Annotated in this window: 21 protein-coding genes and 2 pseudogenes; 9 read left to right on the forward strand and 14 right to left on the reverse strand. The window is 68.3% G+C overall.

The genetic code is table 11. The features are described from left to right. Positions 1-81: 81 nt before the first annotated feature. On the reverse strand, positions 82-1,050 hold the full coding sequence (locus H7F30_RS10515) for a neutral zinc metallopeptidase (RefSeq protein WP_187034983.1): 969 nt from the start codon (positions 1,048-1,050) through the stop codon (positions 82-84). Positions 1,051-1,214: 164 nt separating this feature from the next. On the opposite strand from H7F30_RS10515, the gene H7F30_RS10520 reads away from it, so the two are divergent. Beyond that, positions 1,215-2,813 (forward strand): ABC-F family ATP-binding cassette domain-containing protein, encoded by a 1,599-nt coding sequence (locus H7F30_RS10520; protein WP_187034985.1) that lies wholly within the window; start codon positions 1,215-1,217, stop codon positions 2,811-2,813. A 51-nt stretch (positions 2,814-2,864) separates the two neighbouring features. Further along, a pseudogene (locus H7F30_RS10525) lies at positions 2,865-4,722 on the forward strand (ABC transporter ATP-binding protein). 149 nt (positions 4,723-4,871) lie between these two features. Here the strand turns inward: H7F30_RS10525 and H7F30_RS10530 are convergent. The 4 genes from H7F30_RS10530 to H7F30_RS10545 all read right to left on the reverse strand — a co-directional run bounded on the left by H7F30_RS10530 (position 4,872) and on the right by H7F30_RS10545 (position 7,129). Next, complete coding sequence (locus H7F30_RS10530; RefSeq protein WP_187034987.1) at positions 4,872-5,642, reverse strand: SDR family oxidoreductase; 771 nt, start codon at positions 5,640-5,642, stop codon at positions 4,872-4,874. A 12-nt stretch (positions 5,643-5,654) separates the two neighbouring features. Beyond that, positions 5,655-6,503: an SURF1 family protein gene (locus tag H7F30_RS10535; protein ID WP_187034989.1), complete on the reverse strand. Its 849-nt coding sequence runs from the start codon at positions 6,501-6,503 to the stop codon at positions 5,655-5,657. Between the two features lie 73 nt (positions 6,504-6,576). Further along, a complete protein-coding gene (locus tag H7F30_RS10540; protein WP_187034991.1) occupies positions 6,577-6,816 on the reverse strand; it encodes a hypothetical protein in 240 nt (79 codons plus the stop codon). Continuing rightward, entirely contained in the window at positions 6,794-7,129 is a 336-nt protein-coding gene (locus tag H7F30_RS10545; protein ID WP_187034993.1) for a DUF3099 domain-containing protein, read from the reverse strand. Before H7F30_RS10545 ends, H7F30_RS10540 begins: the two co-directional genes overlap by 23 nt. 134 nt (positions 7,130-7,263) lie before the next feature. On the opposite strand from H7F30_RS10545, the gene fabG reads away from it, so the two are divergent. The 3 genes from fabG to H7F30_RS10560 are packed head-to-tail and all read left to right on the forward strand — an operon-like array spanning position 7,264 to position 10,746. After that, the gene (fabG, locus tag H7F30_RS10550) at positions 7,264-7,974 is read left to right on the forward strand and encodes a 3-oxoacyl-ACP reductase FabG (RefSeq protein ID WP_187034995.1); all 711 of its coding nucleotides are present in this window, start codon (positions 7,264-7,266) and stop codon (positions 7,972-7,974) included. A 56-nt stretch (positions 7,975-8,030) separates the two neighbouring features. Continuing rightward, positions 8,031-8,792 carry an enoyl-ACP reductase FabI gene (fabI, locus tag H7F30_RS10555; protein WP_047312797.1) on the forward strand — a complete coding sequence of 254 codons (762 nt, stop codon included), beginning with the start codon at positions 8,031-8,033 and terminating at the stop codon, positions 8,790-8,792. A gap of 58 nt (positions 8,793-8,850) precedes the next feature. Beyond that, positions 8,851-10,746: a Mur ligase family protein gene (locus H7F30_RS10560; protein WP_255464763.1), complete on the forward strand. Its 1,896-nt coding sequence runs from the start codon at positions 8,851-8,853 to the stop codon at positions 10,744-10,746. A gap of 84 nt (positions 10,747-10,830) precedes the next feature. Here H7F30_RS10560 and cphA read toward each other — a convergent pair whose 3' ends face one another. From cphA to glgC, 4 genes are read right to left on the reverse strand one after another with little or no spacing between them, the layout of a single operon-like run. Then, positions 10,831-13,680, reverse strand: a complete 2,850-nt coding sequence (gene cphA / locus H7F30_RS10565) for a cyanophycin synthetase (RefSeq protein WP_187034997.1) — start codon at positions 13,678-13,680, stop codon at positions 10,831-10,833. A 30-nt stretch (positions 13,681-13,710) separates the two neighbouring features. Then, positions 13,711-14,601 carry a cyanophycinase gene (locus H7F30_RS10570; RefSeq protein ID WP_047312799.1) on the reverse strand — a complete coding sequence of 297 codons (891 nt, stop codon included), beginning with the start codon at positions 14,599-14,601 and terminating at the stop codon, positions 13,711-13,713. A 10-nt stretch (positions 14,602-14,611) separates the two neighbouring features. Continuing rightward, positions 14,612-15,835 carry a phosphoserine phosphatase SerB gene (serB, locus tag H7F30_RS10575; RefSeq protein WP_222617795.1) on the reverse strand — a complete coding sequence of 408 codons (1,224 nt, stop codon included), beginning with the start codon at positions 15,833-15,835 and terminating at the stop codon, positions 14,612-14,614. A gap of 43 nt (positions 15,836-15,878) precedes the next feature. Next, positions 15,879-17,132, reverse strand: coding sequence for a glucose-1-phosphate adenylyltransferase (gene glgC, locus H7F30_RS10580; protein WP_187035001.1), 1,254 nt, complete (start codon positions 17,130-17,132; stop codon positions 15,879-15,881). Between the two features lie 63 nt (positions 17,133-17,195). Between glgC and glgA the strand changes: the two genes are divergently transcribed. Then, positions 17,196-18,407 carry a glycogen synthase gene (glgA, locus tag H7F30_RS10585; RefSeq protein ID WP_187035003.1) on the forward strand — a complete coding sequence of 404 codons (1,212 nt, stop codon included), beginning with the start codon at positions 17,196-17,198 and terminating at the stop codon, positions 18,405-18,407. A 64-nt stretch (positions 18,408-18,471) separates the two neighbouring features. On the opposite strand, the gene H7F30_RS10590 is transcribed toward glgA, so the two are convergent. From H7F30_RS10590 to H7F30_RS10600, 3 genes are read right to left on the reverse strand one after another with little or no spacing between them, the layout of a single operon-like run. Further along, positions 18,472-19,233 carry a hypothetical protein gene (locus H7F30_RS10590; protein WP_038568232.1) on the reverse strand — a complete coding sequence of 254 codons (762 nt, stop codon included), beginning with the start codon at positions 19,231-19,233 and terminating at the stop codon, positions 18,472-18,474. Positions 19,234-19,258: 25 nt separating this feature from the next. Beyond that, positions 19,259-20,545, reverse strand: coding sequence for an MFS transporter (locus tag H7F30_RS10595; RefSeq protein WP_187035005.1), 1,287 nt, complete (start codon positions 20,543-20,545; stop codon positions 19,259-19,261). A 57-nt stretch (positions 20,546-20,602) separates the two neighbouring features. Continuing rightward, positions 20,603-21,244 carry a GntR family transcriptional regulator gene (locus H7F30_RS10600; protein WP_118912400.1) on the reverse strand — a complete coding sequence of 214 codons (642 nt, stop codon included), beginning with the start codon at positions 21,242-21,244 and terminating at the stop codon, positions 20,603-20,605. A gap of 173 nt (positions 21,245-21,417) precedes the next feature. Between H7F30_RS10600 and H7F30_RS10605 the strand changes: the two genes are divergently transcribed. From H7F30_RS10605 to H7F30_RS10615, 3 genes and pseudogenes are all read left to right on the forward strand, one after another. Continuing rightward, on the forward strand, positions 21,418-22,203 hold the full coding sequence (locus H7F30_RS10605; RefSeq protein ID WP_118912399.1) for an ABC transporter ATP-binding protein: 786 nt from the start codon (positions 21,418-21,420) through the stop codon (positions 22,201-22,203). A gap of 99 nt (positions 22,204-22,302) precedes the next feature. Beyond that, positions 22,303-23,079 (forward strand): sulfite exporter TauE/SafE family protein, encoded by a 777-nt coding sequence (locus H7F30_RS10610; protein ID WP_187035007.1) that lies wholly within the window; start codon positions 22,303-22,305, stop codon positions 23,077-23,079. A 23-nt stretch (positions 23,080-23,102) separates the two neighbouring features. Further along, positions 23,103-23,623, forward strand: a pseudogene (locus tag H7F30_RS10615) (TrmH family RNA methyltransferase); the annotation flags it as partial. A 480-nt stretch (positions 23,624-24,103) separates the two neighbouring features. Here the strand turns inward: H7F30_RS10615 and H7F30_RS10620 are convergent. Together H7F30_RS10620 and H7F30_RS10625 are read right to left on the reverse strand one after the other, a co-directional pair. Then, complete coding sequence (locus H7F30_RS10620) at positions 24,104-24,766, reverse strand: CueP family metal-binding protein (RefSeq protein WP_255464766.1); 663 nt, start codon at positions 24,764-24,766, stop codon at positions 24,104-24,106. A 96-nt stretch (positions 24,767-24,862) separates the two neighbouring features. Next, on the reverse strand, positions 24,863-25,198 hold the full coding sequence (locus tag H7F30_RS10625; RefSeq protein WP_255464767.1) for a metal-sensitive transcriptional regulator: 336 nt from the start codon (positions 25,196-25,198) through the stop codon (positions 24,863-24,865).

Below are 25,198 nucleotides of genomic sequence, written 5' to 3' on the forward strand. Positions count from 1 at the left end.
ACAGACTGATCACGAGCGACACAAATCGAGCGTTCATCAACTGGTCAGGAAAACCCCATCTTCGCGGTTTTCCGGCGTTTTTCAGCCCAGATCCTGTGCGTTGAACGTGTCGCAGGAGTTGAGTTCACCGCTCTGGAAACCGGTGAGGAACCACTTCTGACGCTGCTGCGACGAACCGTGCGTCCACGACTCCGGCGTCACCCGGCCCTGGGCCTTCTGCTGGATGCGGTCGTCACCGACCGCGGATGCGGCGGACAGCGCCGACTTGATGTCGGACTCGGTCACGGGCTTGAGGAGGGTGTTGCCGTTCTTGTCCTTGGCCTCGGTGGCGTGGTTGACCCAGATGCCGGCGTAGCAGTCGGCCTGCAGCTCGAGGCGGACCGATCCGGACTCGGGCCCCTTCGGGTCCTGCTGGGCGCGACCCAGGGCGCCGAGAAGGTCCTGGATGTGGTGGCCGTACTCGTGCGCGACGACGTACATCTGAGCGAGGTTGCCGCCGTCGGCGCCGTAGGTGCTCGACAGCTCCTGGAAGAAGCTCGTGTCGATGTAGACCTTCCGGTCGTTCGGGCAGTAGAACGGCCCCATCTGCGAGCTCGCGGTGCCGCAACCGGAGGACGTCTGGCCGCTGTAGAGCTTGGTGGGCGCGTACTCGTACTCGGTGCGACCGCCGGTGAAGTCCGGGAGCGCCTGGTCCCAGTAGGCCTGAACGGCATTGACCGTTCCGATCACGCGGCAGGTGTCGTCCTCGTTGGCGTCAGCACCCGTCTTGCAGGCCTGGATCTGCTGGGAGACCCGGTCGTTCGAGCCGGAGACGTCCTGCGTGTCCTGGCTGTACTGGTTGAGGCCGCTCGCGCCGCCGGGGTAGCTGCTCCCGCCACCGCTGCCGGTGATGTCGATGCCGAAGAACGCAAAGATGAGCATGAGGATGAGACCGCCGATACCGCCGACGGCCGTACCTCCGCCCATCCCGCCGCGGCCACCGCCGAAGCCTCCGGAACCACCGGATTCGACCTGCGACGTGTCCAGCTGCGCGTTGTCGTTGAACGTCAAGAGAACCTCCGTTGTGAAGGCGGACGGCGTCGTCCACCCCGATTCATCTCTCGTAGACTACTGGGGCTTCACGCGCCTCGCCGTATGTCACGCGAGCCGAGCGCTCCCGTCCGGCGTGTCGGAGCCGTACACCCCTTCACCGTTCTTTCGAGGAGCCCTGCCCTGTGATCACCGCCGAAGGCATCGAACTGCGCGCCGGCTCGCGCATCCTGCTCGAGAGCGCCACGTTCCGGGTGGCCGCCGGTGACCGTGTCGGACTCGTCGGGCGCAACGGTGCCGGTAAGACCACCCTGACGAAGGTGCTCGCCGGTGAGGGTCTGCCCGCTGCCGGCAAGGTGGTCAGCTCCGGGGCAGTGGGATACCTGCCGCAGGATCCCCGCACCGGTGACCTCGATGTCCTCGCGCGCGACCGTATCCTGTCGGCGCGCGGCCTCGACGCCATCGTCGCCGACCTGCGCAAGGCCGAAGCATCCATGGCCAGTGAGAACGACGACGTCCGCGAACGGGCGATGCGTCGCTACAGCCGTCTCGATGCCGAGTTCGACGCCCAGGGCGGGTACGCCGCCGAGTCGGAGGCGTCGTCGATCGCCTCGAGCCTCGGGCTCGAACAGCGCATCCTCGAGCAGCCCCTGCGCACGCTGTCCGGTGGTCAGCGCCGCCGGATCGAATTGGCACGCATCCTCTTCTCGGGCGCTCAGACCCTGCTTCTCGACGAACCGACCAACCACCTCGATGCCGATTCCATCATCTGGCTGCGCGATTACCTCAAGAGCTACCGAGGTGGGCTCATCGTCATCAGTCACGACGTCGAACTGCTCGACGCCGTCGTGACGAAGGTGTTCCACCTCGACGCCAACCGGGCCGAGATCGACCAGTACAACGTCGGGTGGAAGGCATACCTCCAGGCCCGCGAACTCGACGAGAAGCGTCGCAAGCGCGAGCGACTCAACGCCGAGAAGAAGGCCGGCGTCCTGCTGGCCCAGGCCGACAAGATGCGGGCGAAGGCGACGAAGGCCGTGGCGGCCCAGAACATGGCGCGGCGCGCCGAGAAGATGCTCGCCGGCATCGAGGGCGAACGCGTGCAGGACAAGGTCGCCAAGCTGCGCTTCCCGAAGCCTGCGCCGTGCGGCAAGACGCCGCTCATGGCGGAGGGGCTCTCGCGCTCCTACGGTTCGCTCGAGATCTTCACCGATGTCGACCTCGCCATCGACCGTGGCTCGAAGGTCGTCGTCCTCGGACTCAACGGTGCCGGTAAGACGACGCTCCTGAGGATGCTCGCGGGCGTCGATGCACCGGACACGGGCCGCATCCTGCCTGGCCACGGACTCAAGATCGGTTACTACGCCCAGGAGCACGAGAACCTCGACGTCGACCGCAGCGTCCTGGAGAACATGAAGTCAGCAGCGCCCGAGCTCGGGGAGACCGAGGTCCGCAAGGTGCTCGGCTCGTTCCTCTTCTCCGGTGACGACGTCGACAAGCCCGCCGGCGTTCTCTCCGGCGGGGAGAAGACGCGACTCTCGCTGGCGCTGCTCGTCGTCTCGAGCGCCAACGTGCTGCTGCTCGACGAACCGACGAACAACCTCGACCCGGCCAGCCGCGAGGAGATCCTCGGCGCACTCAACAACTACGAGGGTGCCGTCGTGCTCGTCAGCCACGACGACGGCGCCGTGGAGGCCCTCAACCCCGAACGCATCCTGCTCCTGCCGGACGGTGTCGAGGACCTGTGGGGTCCGGACTACGCCGACCTCGTCTCCCTCGCCTGATCGACGTGAGACCGTTCGCATGCTGAGGTCAGGAGCCGCGCCGTGTCGATGATGGGCCCGGGCTGGCAGATGATGCGCTCGATGTCGAAGGACGCCACGGTCAAGGACCAGCGCCTGGCTCCGGGCACGGTGCGTCGCGTCGGCGGATACGCCACGCGATACACCTCGACCATCGCGGTCTTCCTCGTTCTCGTCGTCGTCGACGCGGTGATGATCGTCGCGACGCCACTGCTGCTCAAGCACATCGTCGACGACGGTGTCGTGCCGCGCGATCCGCAGGTCGTCGTCACCCTCTCGCTCGCCGTGGCGGCCGGTCGCAGTCCTCGGCGCGGGAGTGACCGTCGTGCAGCGATGGTTGTCCGCGCGCCTGGGCGAAGGACTCATCTTCGACCTGCGCGCCGACGTCTTCCGGCACGTGCTCGCCCAGCCCATCGCCTTCTTCACGCGCGCCCAGACGGGTGCGCTCGTCACGCGCATCAACAGTGACGTCGTGGGCGCTCAGCAGGCGTTCACGACGACGCTGTCGACGGTCGTGAGCAACGTCGTCAGCCTCGCCGTGCTCCTCGTCGCCATGACGTCCCTGTCGTGGCAGCTCACGGTGGCGGCGCTCGTGCTCGTGCCGCTGTTCCTCCTCCCGACGCGCCTGTTGGGCCGTCGTCTCGCCGGTCTGACCCGCGAACAGATGACTCTCAACGCCGAACTGGGCGCACGGATGACGGAGCGCTTCAACGTCGCCGGCGCCCTGCTCGTCAAGCTCTTCGGCCGGCGCAGCGACGAATCGGCGCAGTACGACGCCCGCGCCGCCCGCGTGCGCGACATCGGCGTGTCCATCGCGACGCAGCGCAGCATGTTCCTCGTCGCCCTCACGCTCATGGCGTCGCTCGCCACCGCACTCGTCTACGGCGTCGGCGGTCTGCTCGCTGTGGACGGCACCATGACGGTCGGCACGCTGCTCGCCATGGCCGCCCTGCTCGGACGGCTGTACGGCCCGCTCACCGCTCTGTCGAACGTGCGCGTCGACGTCATGGCGGCCATGGTCTCCTTCGAGCGGATCTTCGAGGTGCTCGACCTGCCTCCGCTCGTCCGTGAGGCGGATGACGCGGTCGCCCTCGGGCCGGGCCCGCTCGGCGTCCGCTTCGACGGTGTCTCGTTCGGTTACCCCAGCGCCGATGACGTGTCGCTCGCATCGCTCGAGACGACCTCGAGCGGTGATCGCGACGCCGGTGAGCTCGTTCTGCGCGACATCGACCTCGACGTCGCACCGGGCAGCGTCGTGGCGCTCGTGGGTCGCAGCGGTGCCGGAAAGACGACGCTCACCTCGCTCGTACCCCGGCTGTACGACCCGACGAAGGGGCGCGTCCTGGTCGGGGACCTCGACCTCACCGGGGTGAGCCTCGAGTCGGTCGCCCAGCGCATCGGCGTCGTGACTCAGGAAGCGCACATGTTCCACGACACCGTGCGGGCCAACCTCCTGTACGCACGCCCCGACGCCACCGACCGCGATCTCGAGCAAGCCCTTCGCGCGGCGCACGTCTGGGCCCTCGTCGAACGTCTGCCGCACGGTCTCGACACCGTCGTCGGCGATCGCGGACACCGGCTGTCCGGGGGAGAGAAGCAGCGGTTCGCCATCGCCCGGCTGCTGCTCAAGGCCCCCGACGTGGTCGTGCTCGACGAGGCGACGGCCCACCTCGACAGCGAGTCCGAGCGCGCGGTGCAGGCGGCGCTGGCGAACGCGCTCGTGGGGCGCACGGCGCTCGTCATCGCCCACCGCCTCTCCACCATTCGCCGCGCCGACAGCATCGTCGTGCTCGACGGCGGGCGCATCGTGCAGCAGGGAACGCACGCCGAACTGCTCGCCGCGGGCGGCCTGTACGCCGACCTGCACGCCACGCAGTTCAGCGACGACTGAACGCCGGTCGCCGACGCCCGGGCATCTTGCCGCGTACGCGTTCACCCGGTGGTGACGGGGCCGTCATGACCACCGCCCATGAGCAACGAGGGTTCGCGGCTCGCCAACGACCCGCCATGGGGGCGCCGGCCCCAGGCGGGGAAGCGCCGTCAGAGGGTGCGCAGAGATCCGCCGTCCACCGGTAGGGCGATGCCGGACAGGTACGACGCCGCCGGGCTGGTGACGAAGGCGGCGACGCGGCCGAACTCCTCCGGCGTGCCGTAGCGACCCAGCGGAATCGCAACCTCGTTCTTCGCACGCGTGGCCTCGGCGTCACCGCTGCCTGCGTCGAGCGAACGGACACGGTCGGTGTCGATACGCCCCGGGAGCAGGACGTTGACGCGGCCACCGCGCGGGCCGTATTCGTCAGCCAGCGTCTTCGCAGCCATGGCGAGGCCGGGACGCAGACCATTGGAGATGGCGAGCCCCGGAATCGGCGACTTCACCGAGGACGACAGCACCATCGTCACGGCCATCTGAGCCTCCGGCTCGAAGGGTTCGTCCAGCACCGCGCGTGCCATGCGCAGACCGCCGAGGAACACGCTGTCGAAGGCTGCGCGCCACTGCTCCTCGGTCGTGTCACCGAGCTTGCCCGCGGGCGGTCCACCCACGGAGACGACGGCGCCGTCGAGGCGGCCGAAGCTCTCCTTGGCCACGGCGATGAGGCGAGCGGGGGTCTGCGGGTCGGCGAGGTCAGCCGCGACCGCGCGCACGTTCGCGCCCGTCGGGAGCTGCTCGGCCGCCGCGTCGATCCGCTCCTGATCGCGTGAGGCGATGACGAGGTCAGCGCCGTCCGCCGCGAGCACCTTCGCCGTCGCGAGGCCCAGGCCGCCGGAGGCGCCGGTGACGATGTACGTCCGTCCGTTCAGTCCACAGTCCATGGCTTCATCCTGTCACTCGTCCTCTTCGTCCCAGATCCGCTGCTTGCGCTTCTTCTCGCGCCTCGGACGCGCGGCAGTCGCGCCGTCGTGTGCCTGCACCTCGCCGGCGGACGCGGGATCGGCCGTCTCGAGGCCGTCGAGGTACTCACGCCGGGCGCGCATCAGGACGAAGGCGTATCCGGCGACAATGCCGAGCCACCACTGGATGGCGTAGCTCAGATTGATGCCGGCCGCCATGCCCTGCGACGGCCGCTCCAGGGCCTGCGGTCGCGGGGGAGTCGTCCCGTCGGGCATCGACTCGGTGCGCATGCGGACGTAGCCGTCGACGAGTTGCTCACCCGTGGCCTTCTCGGCGTCGGCCGTCGAGATCGAGGAGAGCTGGCCTTCGACCGGCGGCCGGCCGAGGCTCTTCTCGCTCGGCCGCACCCAACCGGTCACCGTCACCTGGCCACGCGGCGACGCGGGAACAGAACTCGGCTTCGCCGCGCTCGAGCCGTTGGTCACCCACCCGCGGTCGACGAGCACCTTGATGCCGTCGACGGCGAAGACGTCCACGGTCTCGTAGCCGAAATCGCCGCCGGGGCCGGGCCGGTTGCGCACCATGCGGACATCACCGAGATAGGTGCCGGTTCCGCGAACCTGCTTCCACTCGTCATCCTTGGCGGGGGCCCGGCCATCCTCGAGAACGTCACCGAACGGGACGGGTCGGGCGTCGTAGTTCGTGTCGATCCGCTCCTGGATCGTCGACTTCTCCTGCCAGCGATTCCACTGCCAGCGCCCTGCGACGAGGCAGATCGTGGCCCACAGCGTCGCGACGAGCAACCACGTGAGCCAGCGTTTGGTGGAGAGCAGTCGAAGCACCCCACCAGCCTAGTAGGGCTGTTCGCCGCCCTGACGCCGGGCATCAGGGACGAGCAGGTTCCCGCGAGGCGCCTCAGCCGTCGTGCGGATCCAGGGCGTCGGGGCGGACGCTGTCCCGGTAGAAGCCGCGCAGAGACAGGAAGTCGCGCAGCGTCACCTCGTGCTCGTCGCACGCGAGCCAGACCTTGCGTCGTTGCGCGTCGTGCAGCTTCGGGTTGTTCCACCGCAGAGCCCAGGTCGCGTGGCGTCGGCACCCCTTCGCGCTGCAGATCAGCTCGGCGGGGTCATCGCTAAGAGCGGTCCGCAGATCCATGGATCTCCTTGGGAGGCACCGGAGGGGGAGTGACGGCACCCATGCGGTCGATGCGCCGCTTGCCCGTCGCGTTGGCGTACACGACGGCCGCGTAGGGCAGTACGGCAGCGAGAGCGAAGCACACGACACTGAGCGGGCGGCTGACCTGCCAGGTGGCGACGGCCGCGATGAAGCAGACCGTCCGGATGGCCATCGAGATGAGGTAGCCACGCATTCGGCGGTTCTGGTCGTCCTCGGCCGACTCGGGCAGGCTCGTCGCCGAGAGGCGGGGCTGTTCACCCTTGCCCGTCCGCGAGGAAGCTGCTCGTGCCATGGCTCCAGCTTACGACTCACCACGATTCGTCCCAATTGGAGTACCCGGGGGTAGTGGATACGTTGCTGAACAAGGTTGATTCCGGCGCGCCCGCGCCCGACCACACGACATGCTGCGAACGAAGGACAGGGTGAATGACGAGCCGCAACGTACTGGTGACCGGAGGCAACCGAGGTATCGGTCTGGCCATCGCCGAGAGGTTCCGTGACCAGGGGGACGCCGTCGTCATCCTTTCGCGCGCCGGTGAGGACGTCGCGGGCATGCCCGCGGTTGCGGGCGACGTCAGCGACTCCGACTCGGTGAAGAAGGCGTTCAAGGAGGCCGAGGAGAAGCTCGGCGGCCCCATGGACGTCGTCGTCGCGAACGCCGGAATCACCGACGACGGTTTGCTCATGCGCATGAGCGACGAGTCGTTCGACCGTGTCATCGACACCAACCTCGCCGGCGCGTTCCGCTGCGCCCGCGCCGCGACGACCGGCATGATCCGCCGCAAGGGCGGGCGCCTCATCTTCGTCTCGAGCGTCGTCGGACTCTACGGGTCTCCGGGCCAGGCCAACTATGCGGCGAGCAAGGCCGGTCTCGTCGGTCTCGCCCGCTCCGTTGCTCGCGAACTCGGGGGCCGTGGCATCACGGCCAACGTCGTCGCGCCCGGCTTCATCGAGACCGAAATGACGTCCTCGCTGCCGGAGGACCGGCAGAAGGCCTACAAGGACGCCATCCCCGCCGGGCGCTTCGCCCGCCCCGAGGAGGTGGCAGCCGCCGTCACGTTCCTCGCCTCGCCGGAGGCCGCCTACATCAACGGTGCTGTCGTACCCGTCGACGGCGGCCTCGGCATGGGCCACTGACCACTGACCCAGCCCGCATCCTCCACTCCGCTCCGCCCCGCACGAAAGGCACCACCATGGGTCTGCTCGAAGGTAAGAAGCTCCTCGTCACCGGCGTCCTCATGGACTCCTCGATCGCCTTTCACGTGGCGCGCCTGGCCCAGGAGGAGGGCGCCGAGGTCGTTCTCACGAGCTTCGGCCGCACGATGAAGATCACGCAGACGATCAGCCGTCGGCTGCCCGAGCCCGTCGAGGTGGTCGAACTGGACGTGACGAACACCGAGCACCTCGAGACCCTCGCCGAGCGCCTCAAGCCGATCATCGGTTCGCTCGACGGCGTCGTGCACTCGATCGGCTTCGCACCGCAGGGCGCGTTCACCTTCATGGACGCCACGTGGGAGGACGTCTCGACGGCACTGCACGCCTCGGCGTATTCCCTCAAAGCCCTCGCGAAGGCTGCCGAGCCCCTCATGAAGGACGGCGGCGCCGTTGTCGGGCTGACGTTCGACGCGAAGTTCGCCTGGCCCGTCTACGACTGGATGGGCGTGGCCAAGGCTGCGTTCGAATCGACGAACCGCTACCTCGCACGTGACCTCGGCCCGCAGGGGATCCGCTGCAACCTCGTCGCCGCCGGCCCGATCCGCACCACGGCGGCCAAGTCGATCCCGGGCTTCGAGCAGTTCGAGGAGACCTGGAACAACCGTGCTCCGCTGGGTTGGGACGTCTCCGACGCGGTTCCCGCCGCGCGCGCCTGCGCGGCACTGCTGTCCGACTGGTTCCCGGCGACGACGGGCGAGATCGTCCACGTCGACGGCGGCGTCCACGCGATGGGTCAGTAGGCGTCCAGCCCGTGTCGGGCGGATGCAGGTGAAGCACACCCGTTCTAGGGTGAATTTCATGACTGCAGACGGCACGCAGGCCGCAGGTGTCCGCCTGCTCGGCAACCGCGTTCTCGAGGGCCCGAACCTCTACTTCCCGCGCCCCGCGATCAAGACGACGATCGACGTCTCGGGGTGGCTGAGCAGTGAACCGGAACAGCTGAGCGAAGCGTTCGCCCTGCTTCGCGCGCGCCGCCCGCGACTCGGCGACGAGGGTTCGGCCGTCCGCGACCGCGCCGTCATGCGCCTCGTCGAGGTCGTCACGCGTCGTGTTGCCGCTGCGAGCGGCACGGGTCAGCTCGGTGTCCGGGTTCGCCACGGCGAGGAACCCTCGGAGTACGTCGTGGCCTTCCCCTGGAAGCACCTCGAACGCGGCCGCGCGTTGGGCCGCGCCGTGGCTGCGGCTCTAACCGATCTGCTCGACCCGGTGTCCTCCTCCGACGCCGTTCGACGTGCCGCCGACGCGGTTCTCGCCTCCGAACCGGGCCCCGCCGGAACCATGTCCAAGCCGAAGGTTCCGGTCATCTCGATCACCGGAACGAACGGCAAGACGACGACCACGCGCCTCGTCTCGCACATCTCGATGACCGCGGGGCGCAAGACGGCGTGGAGCTCCACCGACGGTGTGCTCGTCATGGGCGAACACGTCGAGAGGGGCGACTACTCGGGACCCTCGGGTGCTCGCACCGTGCTCGCCACCCCCGGCCTCGAAATCGCCGTCCTCGAAACCGCGCGAGGCGGCTTGCTCAACCGCGGTATGGGTGTGCCGTACAACGACGTCAGCGTCGTGACGAACGTGTCGCCCGACCACCTCGGTACCGGCGGCATCGACACCGTCGACCAGCTCGCCGAGGTCAAGGCCATCATCACCAAGGTGACCCGACCGAGTGGTTGGTGCGTGCTCAACGGTGACGACCCCCGTGTCTGGGCGATGCGGGTCGGTACGCCCGCGCAGATCATCACCTTCACACTCGACCCGGAGGCGCCCTGCATCCGTGAGGCACGGGCCGCACACGGCAAGGCGTTCACCGTCATCGACAACGACATCGTGTGTATCGACGACTCGGGCGTGGACTCACTCGTCTCCCTCGACGACGTGCCCATGACGATGGCCGGGCTTTCCGCCCACAACATCGCGAACGCTCTCGCCGGGGCGGCCGGTGCCCTGGCGCTCGGACTTCCGCGCAGCGCCGTCGTCGAGGGGCTACGCACGTTCTCCCCGGACGCGAACCTCAACCCGGGCCGCATGAACGTCTACACCGTGCCCAAGCCGAGCAGCCCCGACGAGTCGGTCACCGTCATCATCGACATGGCCCACAACGAGGGAGGTTTGGAGGCTCTCCTCGCCGTCGGTCGTGGTCTCGTCGCGCCCGGGGGGCGACTCCTGCTCGGCCTCGGAACCGGCGGGGACCGCAGCGACGAGATCCTCGCCAACCTCGGCGAGCTCGCAGGCCGTGGCGCAGATCTCGTCCACGTGGTGCACAAGGAGCACTACCTTCGCGGTCGCTCGATGGAGAACCTCGAAAGCCACTTCCGTGACGGTCTCGCGCGCGTCGGGGTGAGCCCGGAGGCGAGCCACCGCACCGAACTCGACGGCGTGCAGGGCCTCCTCGACGCGGCACACGGGGGCGACGTCGTGGCGGTCATGACCCACAGCCACCAGGCGGAGATCCACTCCTGGTTGACCGAGACGGGCGCGTCGATGGACGACGCACGAACCATCGCCCGCAAGGCACGCACCGCTCGCGGTGTACCGAACGAGGAGATCGAGAGCACCGGCTTGCCCGACGACGTTCAGGGCCACATCGGTGACGCCGTCGCGTCATTGCGTCGGGTGACCGCCTCCGGCCACGCACCCGCAGCACTCGTCGACGCTCTGGACCTGCTCACCTCACTGCCGCACCGCGAGTCCTGACACGCTCGCCGATCCGGCCTCGTCCCGACGACCAGTTGGCCCCTTCCCACCGCAGCGGTGGGAAGGGGCCAACGCGTTCGTTCCTCAGCCCTGAGTGTCAGCCGGGTTCGGCGTGACCGCCTCGGCCGCGGCGTCGTCCTCCTCGGCGCTGGCGAACCGCTCGTCCGGGCTGAAGTCGGGGTCGCCCGGCTGTTCCTCGTGGGTGTGCGCGCCCGGCGTCGCGAGGTGGGTGCGCTCCTCGACCGTGGCCATGACCCGGGCGTGCTTGTCGGCGCAGATGACGATGACGTCGTTGGGCCGCGCCCGATCGAGTGCCTTCGTCGTCGCCTCGAGCTCGTCGAGGACGGTGACGATCTTCGTCGCGCGGCCGCCGTCGGCAGCCACGGCTCGCGCACCCTCCTCGATGATCCTGGCCGCTTCGCCGACCTCGCGGCGGCGCAGGTTCTCGTCCTCACGGATGATGACGGTGTCGAACCACTTGGCCGCCAGTTCACCCATCTCACGGATGTCCTGGTCACGACGGTCGCCGGCAGCTCCGACGACGACGGTACGGCGCACCCTCTGGGCACGGTTCTTTCCCGCGACATATCGGTCGACGAACTCGCCGAGCAGGTCGAGGCCCGCCGGGTTGTGGCAGTAGTCGACGAACACCTCGGCGTGGTCGACCTCGATGCGGTTGAGGCGACCGGGGGAGAGGTAGTAGCTCGTCGTGAAGGTGCGCAGGCCCTGACGGATGTCGTGCAGCGGCACACCGGCGGCGAAGGCCGCTCCCGCCGCGGCGAGCGAGTTGGCGACGTTCATGCGTGCGGCGCCGTTGAACGTGCTCGGCAGCAGGTGGGTCCAGGCGAGCTGCATCGAACGGCGGCCCTGCTTGAGGACGATCATCTCGCCCTTCTCCGTCGGCTCGAGGACGACGGCGCGGTCACCGCGAACGCAGCGCTCGTCGATGAACTGCCTGACGCGGCTGTCCGGGGCGTCCATCGAGAACCACACGATGGTTCCACGGCACACGTGGCGCATACGGCGCACGTACGGGTCGTCGGCGTTGAGGACGGCGAAACCGTCACGCGGCACGGCCTCGACGACGACCTGCTTGACGTCCGCGAGGTCCTTGAGGGACTTCACACCGCGCATGCCGAGGTGGTCGTTCTGGATGTTCGTGACGATCGCGATGTCGTTGCGGTCGTAGCCCAGGCCCTCGCGCAGGATGCCGCCGCGGGCGACTTCGAGGATCGCGAAGTCGACTCGCGGGTTCTGCAGCACCATCTTGGCCGACTTGGGGCCGGACGCGTCACGGGTGATGAGCAGACGCTCGTCGACGATGATGCCGTCGGTCGAGGTCATGCCGACCTTCTTGCCGAGGCCCTTCATGACGTGCGCGAGCATGCGCGACGTCGTCGTCTTGCCGTTGGTACCCGTCACCGCGACGATCGGCACACGCGACGGCGTGCCGGGCGGGAAGAGCAGGTCGACGACCGGCTTGGCGATGAACTGCGGTTCCCCGACCGTCGGGTGGGTGTGCATGCGGAACCCGGGAGCGGCATTGACCTCGCAGATCGCGCCACCGGACTCACGCACCGGCACCGTGATGTCGGGGCAGATGAAGTCGATACCGGCGACGTCGAGTCCGATGAGGCGCGCGGCCTCCTCAGCGATCTCGACGTTGTCCGGGTGGGCATCCATGGTGCGGTCGATGGAGATACCACCGGTCGACATGTTGCCGGTGAGGGCAAGCTTCACCATGACGCCGGCCTCAGGCACGGCGTCCATCGCGTAGCCCTGTTCCTCGACGAGTTCGCGGGCGGCGTCGTCGACCTTGATGCGCGTGAGCACCTTCTCGTGACCGTATCCACGACGCGGGTCGGCGTTCGTGATGTCGACGAGTTCGGCCACCGTGTGCTCGCCGTCGCCCATGACGTGGGCGGGCACGCGCTCGGCGATGGCCGCCATCCGGCCGTCGATGATGAGGCAGCGGTAGTCCTTGCCCGTGACGAAGGACTCGACCTGCAGCACGCCGCGGCGCGACTGGGCAAGAGCGATCGGGTAGGCCTCGCGGACGTCGTCCTCGTTCTGCAGGTTGAGGCAGACACCACGGCCGTGATTGCCGTCGAGCGGCTTGACGACGACCGGGAAGCCGATCTCCTTGGCCGCCTCGACGGTGCCCTCCATCGTGCGCACGACGTCGGACTTCGGCACCGGCAGACCGGCCGAACCGAGCAGCTTCACCGTGAGGTTCTTGTCGCCCGCGATGTCCACCGCGAGGGCGGGGGTGCGCGACGTCATCGTGGCGCGGATGCGCTGGGCGTGGACGCCCTGACCGAGCTGGACGAGGGAGGCGCCGTTGAGGCGGGTCCACGGGATGTCGCGCGAGACGGCCTCTTCGATGATGGCCTGCGTCGACGGGCCGAAGGCCTTGCGCTGCACGAGGTTGTGGAACCGCTCGAGCTCTGCCTCGACGTCGAACTCGGGGTTGTTCTGCACGAGGTGATTGACGATGTTGACCGCCAGTTCACCGGCTGCGAGACCGACGCTCTCGTCGAGGAAGGCGAAGATGACGTTGTACCAGCCCTCGCGGTCCTCGACACCACGCGTCTTGCCTCGACGGACGTCGTGGCCGGCCTCCTGCTGCAGCTGCAGCGCGAGGTGCTCGGCCACGTGACCGAGCCAGGTGCCCTCGTGGAGGCGCTCGATGAAGCCACCCTCACGCCCGCGCGAACACGAGTGACGCTGCAGACCGGGGAAGAGCTCGACGAGAGCCTCGGTGAAACCGGGCAGCGCGTGCGTCGGGTAGTACTCGAGCACGCCCAGATCGAGCACGAGGTGAATCGCCGGCTCGTAGGACCACACGTTGGGGCCGCGGTAGACACGCGTGCTTCGGATGCGCAGGCTCGGCTCGATGGGCCCGGGAGCTTGCGGGATCTCGACGACGGTCATGGAGTTCTCCCTCGTGGAAGGCACAGCGTCTCAGTGACGCAGTGCGGCTGCCGCCGTGGCGGTGTCGTGCTGATCCTTCGCGGCCGTGACGGCCACGTCGGCGTTCTGCTCGACGAAATCCGTCAAGGTCGCTGTGGTCAGGTCGAACGTCGCTCCGTACGGGAGCGAGTGAACGACCGCTCCCGTGACGAGCAAGGGCGCGTCACGGCGGGCTTCATGGGCGTCGGTCTGCGCCCGTCGGGCATCGACGATGAAGACGGCACCGGATCCGACGATCGTCATCTCGTGCCCGTTCGTGATCTCGGCGGCCGTGTCCTCGTCGATGCCCATTCCGAGCAGGCTGGGAGAACCGGCGACGAGCGACAGCAGTCGGCCGTAGCGCGAGCGCTGGTCGAAGTGCTGGTCGATGATGACGCCCGGCACGAGGCCGAGACCCTGCGTGAGCTGGCTGGAACGCTGGCGAGGGGTGACGCCTTCCTCGCCCATGGAGATCATGAACTGGCTCATGATCGAGGCGCCCGCACTCGTGCCGGCGATGACGGCGCCACGCTCGTAGGCGCGCAGCATGGCGTCGCCGAGCGGGGTGCCGACGATGAGCTGGCTCAGCTTGAGCTGGTTACCGCCCGAGATGAAGACGCCCGTGGCGTTGTCGATGCGCTCGACGAGCTCCGGCGACGACGACTCGAGCCGCGTCTGCGGGTCGACGCTCGAGACCTCGGGGCACCCCAAGCGCGAGAACACGGTGGAGTACACCTCGATGACCTCGGACGCCAGCGACGATGCCGTCGGGATGACGACGATGTTCGACTTGCGGCCCCCGGCCAGACGCACGAAGCGGCGCAGGATGGTCACGCGGCCGATCTTGTCCTCGGCCCCACCGATGATGAGCAGGGATCGACGGGGCTCGCTGTTCTCAGGCATGGGGGCTATGTTAGGCGCCCGTTCCGCTTATCGCAGCAGAGTCCACGTCGAGATTGTCGGCCTCTTCGATGTCCTCGCGGCTGATACCGAGCAGGAACAGCACACTGTCCAGGTAGGGCACGTTCACGGCGGCATCGGCCTGAGCCCGCACAACGGGCTTGGCGTTGAACGCAACGCCGAGACCGGCGAGCGCGAGCATGTCGAGGTCGTTGGCTCCGTCACCGATCGCGACCGTGCGTTCCAGGGGGAGACCTTCGTTCTGCGCGAAGTGCGCGAGAGCGCGTGCCTTGCCCTCACGATCGACCACCTCGCCGAGCACCCGCCCGGTGAGCTTGCCGTCCGCCACCTCGAGTGTGTTGGCCTGGGCATACGTGATGCCGAGTTCGTCGGCCAGGGGGCGCACGACCTCGATGAAGCCACCCGAGACGACGCCGACGGTGAAACCGAGACGCTTGAGGGTGCGCACCAGCGTGCGCGCGCCGGGCGTCAGGCGAATCGCGGCGCGGACGTCATCGAGCACCTCGACCGGAAGCCCTTCGAGAACGGCGACACGTGCGTGCAGGGACTCGGCGAAGTCGAGTTCGCCGCGCATGGCCCGCTCGGTCACCTCGGCGACCTCGGCCTCACGGCCTGCGTGGGCCGCGAGCATCTCGATGACCTCGTCCTGGATGAGCGTCGAGTCGACGTCCATGACGACGAGACGCCGCCCTCGCCGCGCCAAACCGGCAGCGGCGACACTCGCGTCACAGCCGCTCTCCGCCGAGACCTCGGCCACGCGGCGTCGCAACTCGACGACCTCGACACCGGACACATCGAGCTCGATGGCCGTCACGGGGGTACGGGCGAGACGACGCACCCGGTCGATGTTTCCGCCGTGGTGAACGACTTCGGCCGAGATCTCGGCCAGTGCCTCGGCCGGCACGGTGTCCGCCAGCAGCGTGACGACGGCGCGCCCGGGCAGGCGGTGCACGTCATCCGCCATACCGGGCGTCAGCGTGAGCGAGAGACCACGCAGTTCGGCGAGGCGGCGCATCTCGACCTCGAAGTCCTCCGGATGCTGGGAGGAGACGAGGAAGGACAGCGTGATGCTCCCGCCGAGCACGGCCTGCCCGACGTCGATGATCTCGACGCCGAACCGGGTCATCGCATCGGCCAGTTCGTGGAAGAGCCCCGGGAAGTCGGTGCCCTGGAACGTCAGGCCGATGAGGTCGGTACGCGAGTTGTCGTTCGTCACAACCCCATTCATAGCGTGAACCACTCTCGCGTGCATCCGCCGCTCACGACGTGATGACCGTGCCCTTGCCGACGACGACAATGCCCGACTCCGTGACGGTGAACCCGCGAGCACGGTCCTGCTCGTGGTCGAGGCCGATGTGCGTGCCCTCGGGCAGGTGCACGCCCTTGTCGATGATGGCGCGTCGGATGATGCACGAGCGGCCCACGTCGACGCCGTCGAGGAGGATGGACGAATCCACGTCGCTGAACGAGTGAACGCGCACGTTCGGCGAGAGCACCGACTGACTCACCGTGGCGCCGGAGATGATGCACCCGGGGGAGATGAGCGAGTTCACGCCCGCACCCGTGCGTCCGTGCTCGCCGTGGACGAACTTCACCGGCGGGAGGCTCATGCCCGACGTCGTGTGGATGGGCCAGTCGCCGTTGTAGAGGTTGAAGATCGGGTGGACCGACACGAGGTCCATGTGCGCGTCGTAATAGGAGTCGATGGTGCCGACGTCGCGCCAGTAGCCGCGGTCACGGTCCTCTGCGCCGGGGATCGTGTTGTCCTTGAAGTCGTAGACGTAGGCCTCGCCCCGGTCGACGAAGGCGGGAACGATGTCGCCGCCCATGTCGTGCTTGCTGCCCTCGAGGTCCGCGTCGCGGGTGACGGCATCGATCAGTGCGTCCGCCGTGAAGACGTAGTTGCCCATCGAGGCGAGCACCTCGTCGGGGCTGTCCGGCAGGCCCTGGGGGTCGGTGGGCTTCTCGAGGAAGGCCCGGATGCGCGACGGGTCCTCGGGGTCGACGTCGATGACGCCGAACTGGTCGGCGAGGGAAATGGGCTGACGGATCGCGGCGACGCTCGCCTTGGCGCCGGAGGCGATGTGCGCCTCGACCATGTCGGCGAAGTCCATGCGATAGACGTGGTCGGCGCCCACGACGACGACGTAGTCGGGCTTCTCGTCGTAGATGAGGTTGAGGCTCTGGTAGATCGCGTCGGCTGAACCGAGGTACCAGTTCTTGCCCACGCGCTGCTGTGCCGGGACGGGCGTGACGTAGTTGCCGAGCAACGAACTCATCCGCCACGTCTTCGTGATGTGGCGGTCGAGGCTGTGCGACTTGTACTGGGTCAGCACGACGATCTGGAGGTAGTCGCTGTTGACGAGGTTGCTCAACGCGAAGTCGATCAGTCGGTAGATACCGCCGAACGGCACCGCGGGCTTGGCCCGGTCCGTGGTCAGGGGCATGAGGCGTTTGCCCTCGCCGCCGGCGAGAACGATGGCTAGGACCTTGGGGCCTCCACGATTTGGCATGCCACTGACGATAGGCGGATCGTGTCTTTCATCACACCCCCGGAGGGGCTACCGTCTTGTCCCGTGAGAGTCGACATCCTGACGAAGGAATACCCGCCCAACATCTACGGCGGCGCCGGGGTCCACGTCGCCGAACTCGTCAAGGCCTTGCGAGCGACAGGCACGCAGACCAAGGTGCGGGCGTTCGGCGAACCGGTGGGGGAGGCCGACACCGTCGGATTTCCCGATCTGCCGCAGTTGGCCGACGCCAACGGCGCGCTGAAGACCCTCGGCGTCGACCTGACGATGGTGCCCGCCGTCGCGGGCGCTGACGTCGTGCACTCGCACACCTGGTACGCCAACTTCGCCGGCCACCTCGCCTCGATGCTCCACGGCATCCCGCACGTCGTGAGCGCGCACAGCCTCGAGCCGATGCGGCCATGGAAGGCCGAACAGCTCGGCGGCGGCTACGCGATCTCCTCCTTCATCGAACGCACCGCCTACGAGGGCGCGGCCGCCGTCATCGCGGTCTCCGACGGCATGCGACGCGACGTGCTGCGCAGCTACCCCCAGCTCGACGAGAGCAAGGTCCACGTCGTCCACAACGGCATCGACGCAGACGCCTGGGCGCCGGATTACTCCGAGAAGGCGCTGGAGATCGTGCGCGGCCACGGCGTCGACACCGGCCGCCCGAGCATTGTGTTCGTCGGTCGCATCACCCGTCAGAAGGGCCTGCCGTTCCTCCTGCGCGCCATGCGTGACGTTCCCGCCGACGTGCAGCTCGTGCTGTGTGCCGGCGCCCCGGACACCCCCGAGATCCTTGCCGAGGTCGAGGGCCTCATCGCCGAACTGCGTGAGAGCCGTGACGGCGTCGTGTGGATCCCCGACATGCTGCCCCGCCACGAAGTCGTCGCGCTGCTGTCACAGGCCACCTGCTTCGTGTGCCCGTCCGTCTACGAGCCGCTCGGCATCGTCAACCTCGAGGCAATGGCGTGCGAGGCGGCCGTCGTCGGCACGGCCACCGGGGGAATCCCCGAGGTCGTCGTGGACGGCGAGACCGGTTGGCTCGTGCCGATCGAGCAGGTGAACGACGGAACGGGTACGCCCGTCGACCCCGATACGTTCGTCGCCGATCTGGCCCGCGCCCTCACCGAGGCGACCTCCGACGTCGAAGAGGCCCGCCGACGGGGTCGAGCCGGGCGTCAGCGCGCCGTCGAGCACTTCGGGTGGGACGCGATCGCCGAGCGCACCCAGCAGGTCTACGCGACGGTCCTCGAAGGCTCCCGTACGGCCTGATACGTCATTGCCGGAGACACTCCGCTCTGAGCACACCGCAACGCGCGATCAACGTTGCCCGTCCTCATCTAGGGCGGGCAGCGTCGTGTGCGAGGCCGATGGCAGCCGCCGTCGCGGCCTGTGCGAGAGCGAGTTCGGCCTCGTCGAGCAGGGAGCGCAGCGTGCGCTCGCGCGCTGCGACGCTACCCGCGTCGAGGCCGCCGCTCGTCGTCAGTGCCTCGTCGAGGGCGGCGACGACGAGGCCGGCCGTCGTGATGATGCGCATCGCCCGCGGGTGCAGGCCCGGTGGCAACGCCCAGCGCGCGCCGTCGAGGCGTTCGTCGACGCGCTCGCGGGCCGAGGAGCCGAGGAACGGTGCGATGTGCAGGGATTCGAGCACCCCGACGTGCGCCAGCAACGCCTCGCGGAAGCGTCGGTCGATGTCGGCCAGTGCGAGTGCCTCGAGGCGGTGGATCGGCACCGGGTCGCTGTCGTGCGGTTCGAGCGTGAGCTTGAGGCCCTCGTCGCCGGCCGGCCCGTAATACTCCAGCCGCGGCACGAGCACCCCGCCGAGCGACGGCACGAACAGGCATTCTCCGACTTCGATCGCAGCCTGAGTCGCGGGTCCGCCGGGCGGCAGCAACCCGCCGTGGACCCCCGGGCGGGGCAGGTCGACGCAGACGATGCGTTCGCCGAGGTCACGCCACAGTTCGAGGCGCGGCAGGCCACCCTCGACGGCGTCGACGTCGGGCAGCGCGGCGCCGATCGCCTCGCTGAGCGGGCGATCGGCGGCGATGGCGTGCGTGGCCCACAGGGCCAGGCGCACGGAGGCAGGCAGTTCGTACACGATCGCCCAGTCTAGTGGCGACGGGTCAGTGCGCCAGAGCCGTCGGAAGGTGCTTGCGCGAGAACATCAGGACGACGCCGAGGCTCAGCGCGGCGAGCACGACGCCACCGACGAACATCACGGGGTAGCTCAGCCAGTGGCTGACGACGGCGAGCGCGGCGGGCACGAAGAAGCCGAGGTAGGTGATCGAATAGTAGACAGCCGTCAGTCCCGCGAGGTCCTCGGGACCGGCGATGCGCTGCACCTCCTGCAGGCCGGAGACAAGCAGCATGCCGTAGGCGAGACCGAGGACGGCGGCCGCGACGAGCGCGAGCCACGGGCTGACGAGGCGCGCTGCAAGTGCGGCGATGCCGAGGCCGGGCAGCGTCATCGTCAGGGCGATGATGATGGCGCGCGCGGAGCTGACGTCGTCGAAGCGCTTGCCGACCTGCTGGATGAACAGCCCGCAGCCGAGCGCGACGAGGCACAGCAGGCCCGAGAAGGCGATGCCGAACGAGCCGGTGCGATCACCCATGACGGCGGGCAGCACGGCATAGGCGCATCCCGCGCAGCCGAACACCCACGGCGCCATCGGCAGGACGACGAACAGGAAGCGACGGTGGCCCGCAGCGGGCACGCGCAGGTCGTCGAGGAAGCGTCCCGGCATCTTTTGGGCCGCATGCGTCTCGGGGGCGCGCGTCAGGAGCACATAGCTCGCCGCCGTGATGACGAGGTGGACGAGGTAGCACAACTCCGCGGGCAGCGGCGCGAACTGCGCGAGCGCCGCTGCGGTGGCGGCGCCGAGCGCGAATCCGGCCGTCAGGCTGATGGAGGCGCGACGCGCGCCCGCGGCGGCGTCGGCCTCGGCGTCGAACGGGGGGCTCGACAGTTCTTTGATCCACGAGCCGCCGACAACCATGGCGAGCCCGAGCGCCAGGCCGGAGAAGATGCGGCCGACGAAGAGCACGGCTGGCGAGCCGGAGCCGACGGCGAGCAGCACCGACGCGATGATCGCGAGGATCGGCGCGGGCAGCATGAGCGGGCGACGGCCCCAGCGGTCCGAGGCGGGCCCGCCGAGCAGCAGCGCGGGCATGATGCCGAGGACGTACGCACCGAGCAGCAGGTCGACGGCGCCCGTCGAGAGCGCGTCGATGTCACGGTAGAGCCCGAGCAGCGGCGTGAACTGATTGCCACCCCACGCGACGGTGAACATCGCCGCCCCGACCGGCAGCCAGGCGGCACGCGCGCCCCCGGCGCCGGCGCGCTCGGGGCTGTCGACGCTCGTCGTGACGCGTTCGTGGCTGGTGGTGCGGGTCGGGGTGTCGAGTGACACGCGGGGGCCTTTCGTCGGGTGTGGGTGAGTGGTGCGAAACTCGTGTGGTCGGAGGGCTCAGGGGAGCAGTCCGTCGTAGGAGTGGTGCAGGTGCGCCGTCAGCTCCTGCTCGAAACCGGTCGCGTCTCCCGCGGCGACGAGGTCGACGAGGCGGGCGTGGGCGGTGAGGACGTCGCGGCAGCGGCGGTCGTCCTTCCACAGGATGCGCGCGGCCATCCGGCGCTGACGTTCCCCGAGACGCTCGTAGAACTCGGTGAGGATGGCGTTGCCGCCGGCGGCGACGAGGTGGGTGTGGAAGACGCAGTCGGTCTCGGTGAAGTCGTCGTGGTCGCCGGTTTCGAGGCTCTGGCGCTGACGGCGCAGGATCTCGCCGAGGTCGATGGCGACGTCGCGGTGCTCCTGCGCCTCGACGACGCTGCGCGCCGCACGCGACTCCACCGCGATGCGCGCCTCGACGACGTCACGCACCTCGCGCGGTTCGACGGCGCGCACGAGCGCGCCGCGCTTGGGGTACAGCGTCATCCACCCCTCGGCCTGCAGCCGGACGAACGCCTCGCGCACGGGGGTGCGGGAGACGTCGAGCAGCTCCGAGATCTCACCCTCGCTGATGAGGGCGCCGCCGGCGATCGAGCCGTCGAGGATGCAGCCCTTCACCTCGCGGTAGACCGCGTCGGCCGCGGAGATCTTCGGCTCGCTCATGCTCGCTCCTCGTTCAGGTGGTCGATGTGCTGCCCACGCTTGCAGGCGTTCGACGCAACATAGATACAAGTTGTAGCTTACACCCGTGTCGGCTGGGCGTCAGGCGCGTCCACGACGTCATCGGTGCCGTGTCGCGTGGCATTCGACCCCGTCGAGTCAGTAGGGTCAAGGGTATGAGCGATGTGTTGTCCTTCTCCGGGGTCGGTGTCACGCGCGGCGCGCAGAAGCTGCTCGACGACATCAACTGGGACGTCGAGGAGGGCGAGCGTTGGGTCGTCGTCGGCCCCAACGGCGCCGGTAAGTCGACGCTACTGTCCATCGCGTCCGGGCGGATGCACCCGAGTGCCGGTGTGGCCGGCATCCTCGGCGAGGTGCTCGGCGCCGTGGACGTGTTCGAACTGCGTCCGCGTATCGGCCTGTCGGCCGCCACGATCGCCGACCGTATTCCGAACGCTGAGAAGGTTTCCGACGTCGTCGTCACGGCCAGCTACGGCATGGTCGGACGCTGGCGCGAGAAGTACGACGAGTTCGACCACGGCCGTGCTGCGGAACTGCTCGAGGAGATGGGTGTCTCGCACCTCGCCGAGCGTCGCTTCGGGACGTTGAGCGAAGGTGAACGCAAGCGCGTTCTCATCGCCCGCGCTCTCATGACCGACCCGGAGCTCATGCTCCTCGACGAACCCGCCGCAGGGCTCGACCTCGGCGCCCGTGAAGATCTCGTCGGTCGCCTCAGCACACTCGCCGAGGACCTCGACGCTCCGGCGCTCGTCCTCGTCACGCACCACGTCGAAGAAATCCCGCCGGGCTTCACCGACATCCTCATGCTGCGCGAGGGCCGTGTCGTGGCGGCCGGCCCGATCGAGTCGACCCTCACGGCGGAGAACCTGTCGGAGACCTTCGGCATGCCGCTCGAACTCGAGCAGCACGGCGAACGCTGGAGCGCCCGAGCCGCTCGCTGATTTCTTGGTGCGAAGGCCGCACGCCTTCGTCCGTGTGCGGCACCCACGGCCCCACCGTGCCCACGCGCCCCTCCTCGTGGCCGTGAGAAAGATGTCGACATGGGTCTGTGGGAAGCGCTCGCCATCATCGCGGCGGGTATGGCTGCTGGCATGATCAACGCGGTTGTCGGTTCCGGCACCCTCGTCACCTTCCCTACTCTTCTCGCCCTCGGGTACCCGGCCGTCACGGCCAATATGAGCAACACGATCGGACTCGTGGCCGGCGGCATCACGAGCACTCTGGGTTACCGCGAGGAACTGCGCGGCAAGGCCGCCCGCCTCAAGCGGATCGTTCCGTTCTCCTTCTTCGGTGCCGTGGTCGGCGCGCTGCTCCTGCTCGTGCTTCCCGAGTCGGCCTTCGACGCGATCGTCCCGGTGCTCATCGCGCTGGGCGTGCTCCTCGTGCTCGCCGGACCGTGGCTCAACAAGAAGGCCGCGAAAGCACACGAGGACGCCGACCCCACGCGTCCGCTCGCGGGGCCCCGCCTCGTCGCGCTGGCCGTCGGAATCTTCGTGGCCGGTATGTACGGCGGCTACTTCGGCGCGGCCCAAGGCATCATCCTCATGGGCCTCATGAGCGTTCTCCTGCCTGATCCGCTGCAGGAGATCAACGGCATCAAGAACGTTCTCGGCACGGTGGTCAACGGCGTCGCAGCCCTGACGTTCATGGTCGTCGCGACCGACCAGATCGACTGGGCCGTGGCGGCCCTCGTCGGCATCGGCGCTCTCGTCGGCGGCTTCGTGGGAGCGCGCGTCGGGCGCAAGCTCAACCCGTGGGTCCTGCGCGTCCTCATCACCTTCATCGGCATCATCGCGATCGTCAACATCCTGCGCTGATCCCGCCCGCGTACCCTTGTGCGGTGCCGATCGAGATCACGAGCCCCGACGACGAACGCGTCGCCGACTACTTCCGCCTCACCGACGTCGCGCTGCGCAAGAAGCTCGAGACCGAGCGTGGCCTCTACATCGCCGAGAGCGAGAAGGTCATCCGCCGGGCACTCTCCCGGGGTGACGTTCCCCGCAGCTTCCTCATGGGCGAGCGCTGGCTCACCGACCTGGCAGACGTCGTCGCCGACGCCGAGGCCCAAGGCGTTCCGGTCTACGTGGGGGAGGCCGACGTCATCGAGTCGATGACCGGCTTCCACCTCCACCGCGGTGCGCTTGCGTCGATGAATCGTCCGGCCCTCGCCGACCCCGCGGAGTTGCTCCGTGGGGCCCGCCGCGTCGTGGTGCTCGAGGACATCGTCGATCACACGAAGGTCGGTGCTCTAATTCGTAATGCCGCCGCGCGACTGGCGTCGAAGCGTTCCTCGTGACTCCACGTTGCGACGACCCGTTGTGCCGACGAGCAATCCGAGCCTCGATGGGGACCGTCTTCCAGTTCTTGCGGCCTCGTCTCCTCGAGCCGGCCTCGCTGGCGAGCTCGGTGCGGAGCTGGCTGACCGATTGCCAGTCAACCTCCATGACCAGTTCGCCTCGGCTGCCGCATTTGCTGAGGGTGACGACCCAGCGCGGTGGGCGCGCCGGGCGAGCAGCCTGTTCGACCTGATCAAGAATCCAGGCCGGGTACTGGCGGAGCTCGGCAAGGCTCAGCACCGACAAGTCTGAGCTTGAGGACATGGCCAGAGAAAATCCCCCAAGTGCGCATCGTGGAGAGGCGTGGGGGATGAAGTGCTCTCAAGTTAGCACAGGCTGGTCCTGGTCGACGCGGCATCAGCCCGATGTGCTCGCGCCTTCCGACGACCCTGAAGCTAGCTCTCTGGTGGAGCCTCAGGTCGGCAAGACTCTCGGGGAAGACCGAGGATTGGACCGTCCAGACGCCTGATCTGTCGACGAGGCCGAGGAGCACGAGGTCCGGACCTCAAGTCAGCTGGAGGGCGGTTAGGCAGGTGGGGTCGTCGAGGCGGGTCGAAATGTCCTGCTTCGCGGTGCGGTCTTCGGTGCTGACCGTGAGCGTCGCGTGAATGCCGCGGGGCAGCCAGAGTCCGATGAATCCGTTGTCGTAAGTCGTGAGTGTTGCGTCGAGGATGGTCTTGCCGGATGCCGCGTTGACCACTGTGACGTCGACGTCAGTGTTGGCGAGCTCGCCGAGGCAGGTAGTGAGGCTGTGGAAGTAGCACTCGTGGGTCTGCTCGGTATATGGGGCGACTGAGACGTAGAAGTCTTCCTTTGGCATCGGCAGCGTGGTTTGGTTGTTCTGATTGTCGGTGAGGACGAGTTCGTCGGTTTTGATCGCGGCCATGAGTTCGGTTGAGCGGTCTGTGACCGGCATCGTGTCAAGGCGCTTGATGATTTCCCGGGCGTCCAGGCCATCGAGGCCGTGCTCGGTCAGCAGGGACTGATCGGATCCTGCGGAAGAAGAGGGACCGGGGTCAGCCCCGGCGCAGCCGCTGAGTAGGAGGACGGCGCTGGCTGCCATCGCGGTTATGGTCGCGCCGAGTCCCTGCCGGCTTCTGGGAGGCCGGTTCGGTGCGGAAAGTGAAGGGAACATGTCGAGCTCTTCTCTCGGGTAGATCGTGTTCATGACGTCAGGCCCGATCTCCGCCTTCGCGATCGCGCCCAGGGGCCGAGGGCAAGGCGAAGCGCAGCTCACTACTGCGCGAGGCTGAATCCGATGGCGTCAGGAGCGGACGAGCCGGTTGATAGCATCGGTGGCTTCTTGGATCTTGGCGATGGCCGCGTCCTCATCACCTTGTTTTGCGGCGTCGAGCACGCAGTGCTTGAGGTGGTCATCGAGCAGGCCGGTCGCCACCCCCTGAAGGGCCCGGGTGAGGGCAGAGACCTGGGTGAGGATGTCGATGCAGTACTTCTCGTCGTCGATCATCTTCGTAATGCCGCGGGCCTGGCCCTCGATGCGCTTCATGCGGTTGCGGTAGCGGTCCTTGTCGCTGATGTAACCGTGCTGGTGGGCCCCGGTGTCGGTGCAGGTCTCATCGGTTGCAGTGTCGTTGGTCAT

The sequence above is a fragment of the Dermacoccus sp. PAMC28757 genome (assembly GCF_014302635.1).
Taxonomy (GTDB): domain Bacteria; phylum Actinomycetota; class Actinomycetes; order Actinomycetales; family Dermatophilaceae; genus Dermacoccus; species Dermacoccus abyssi.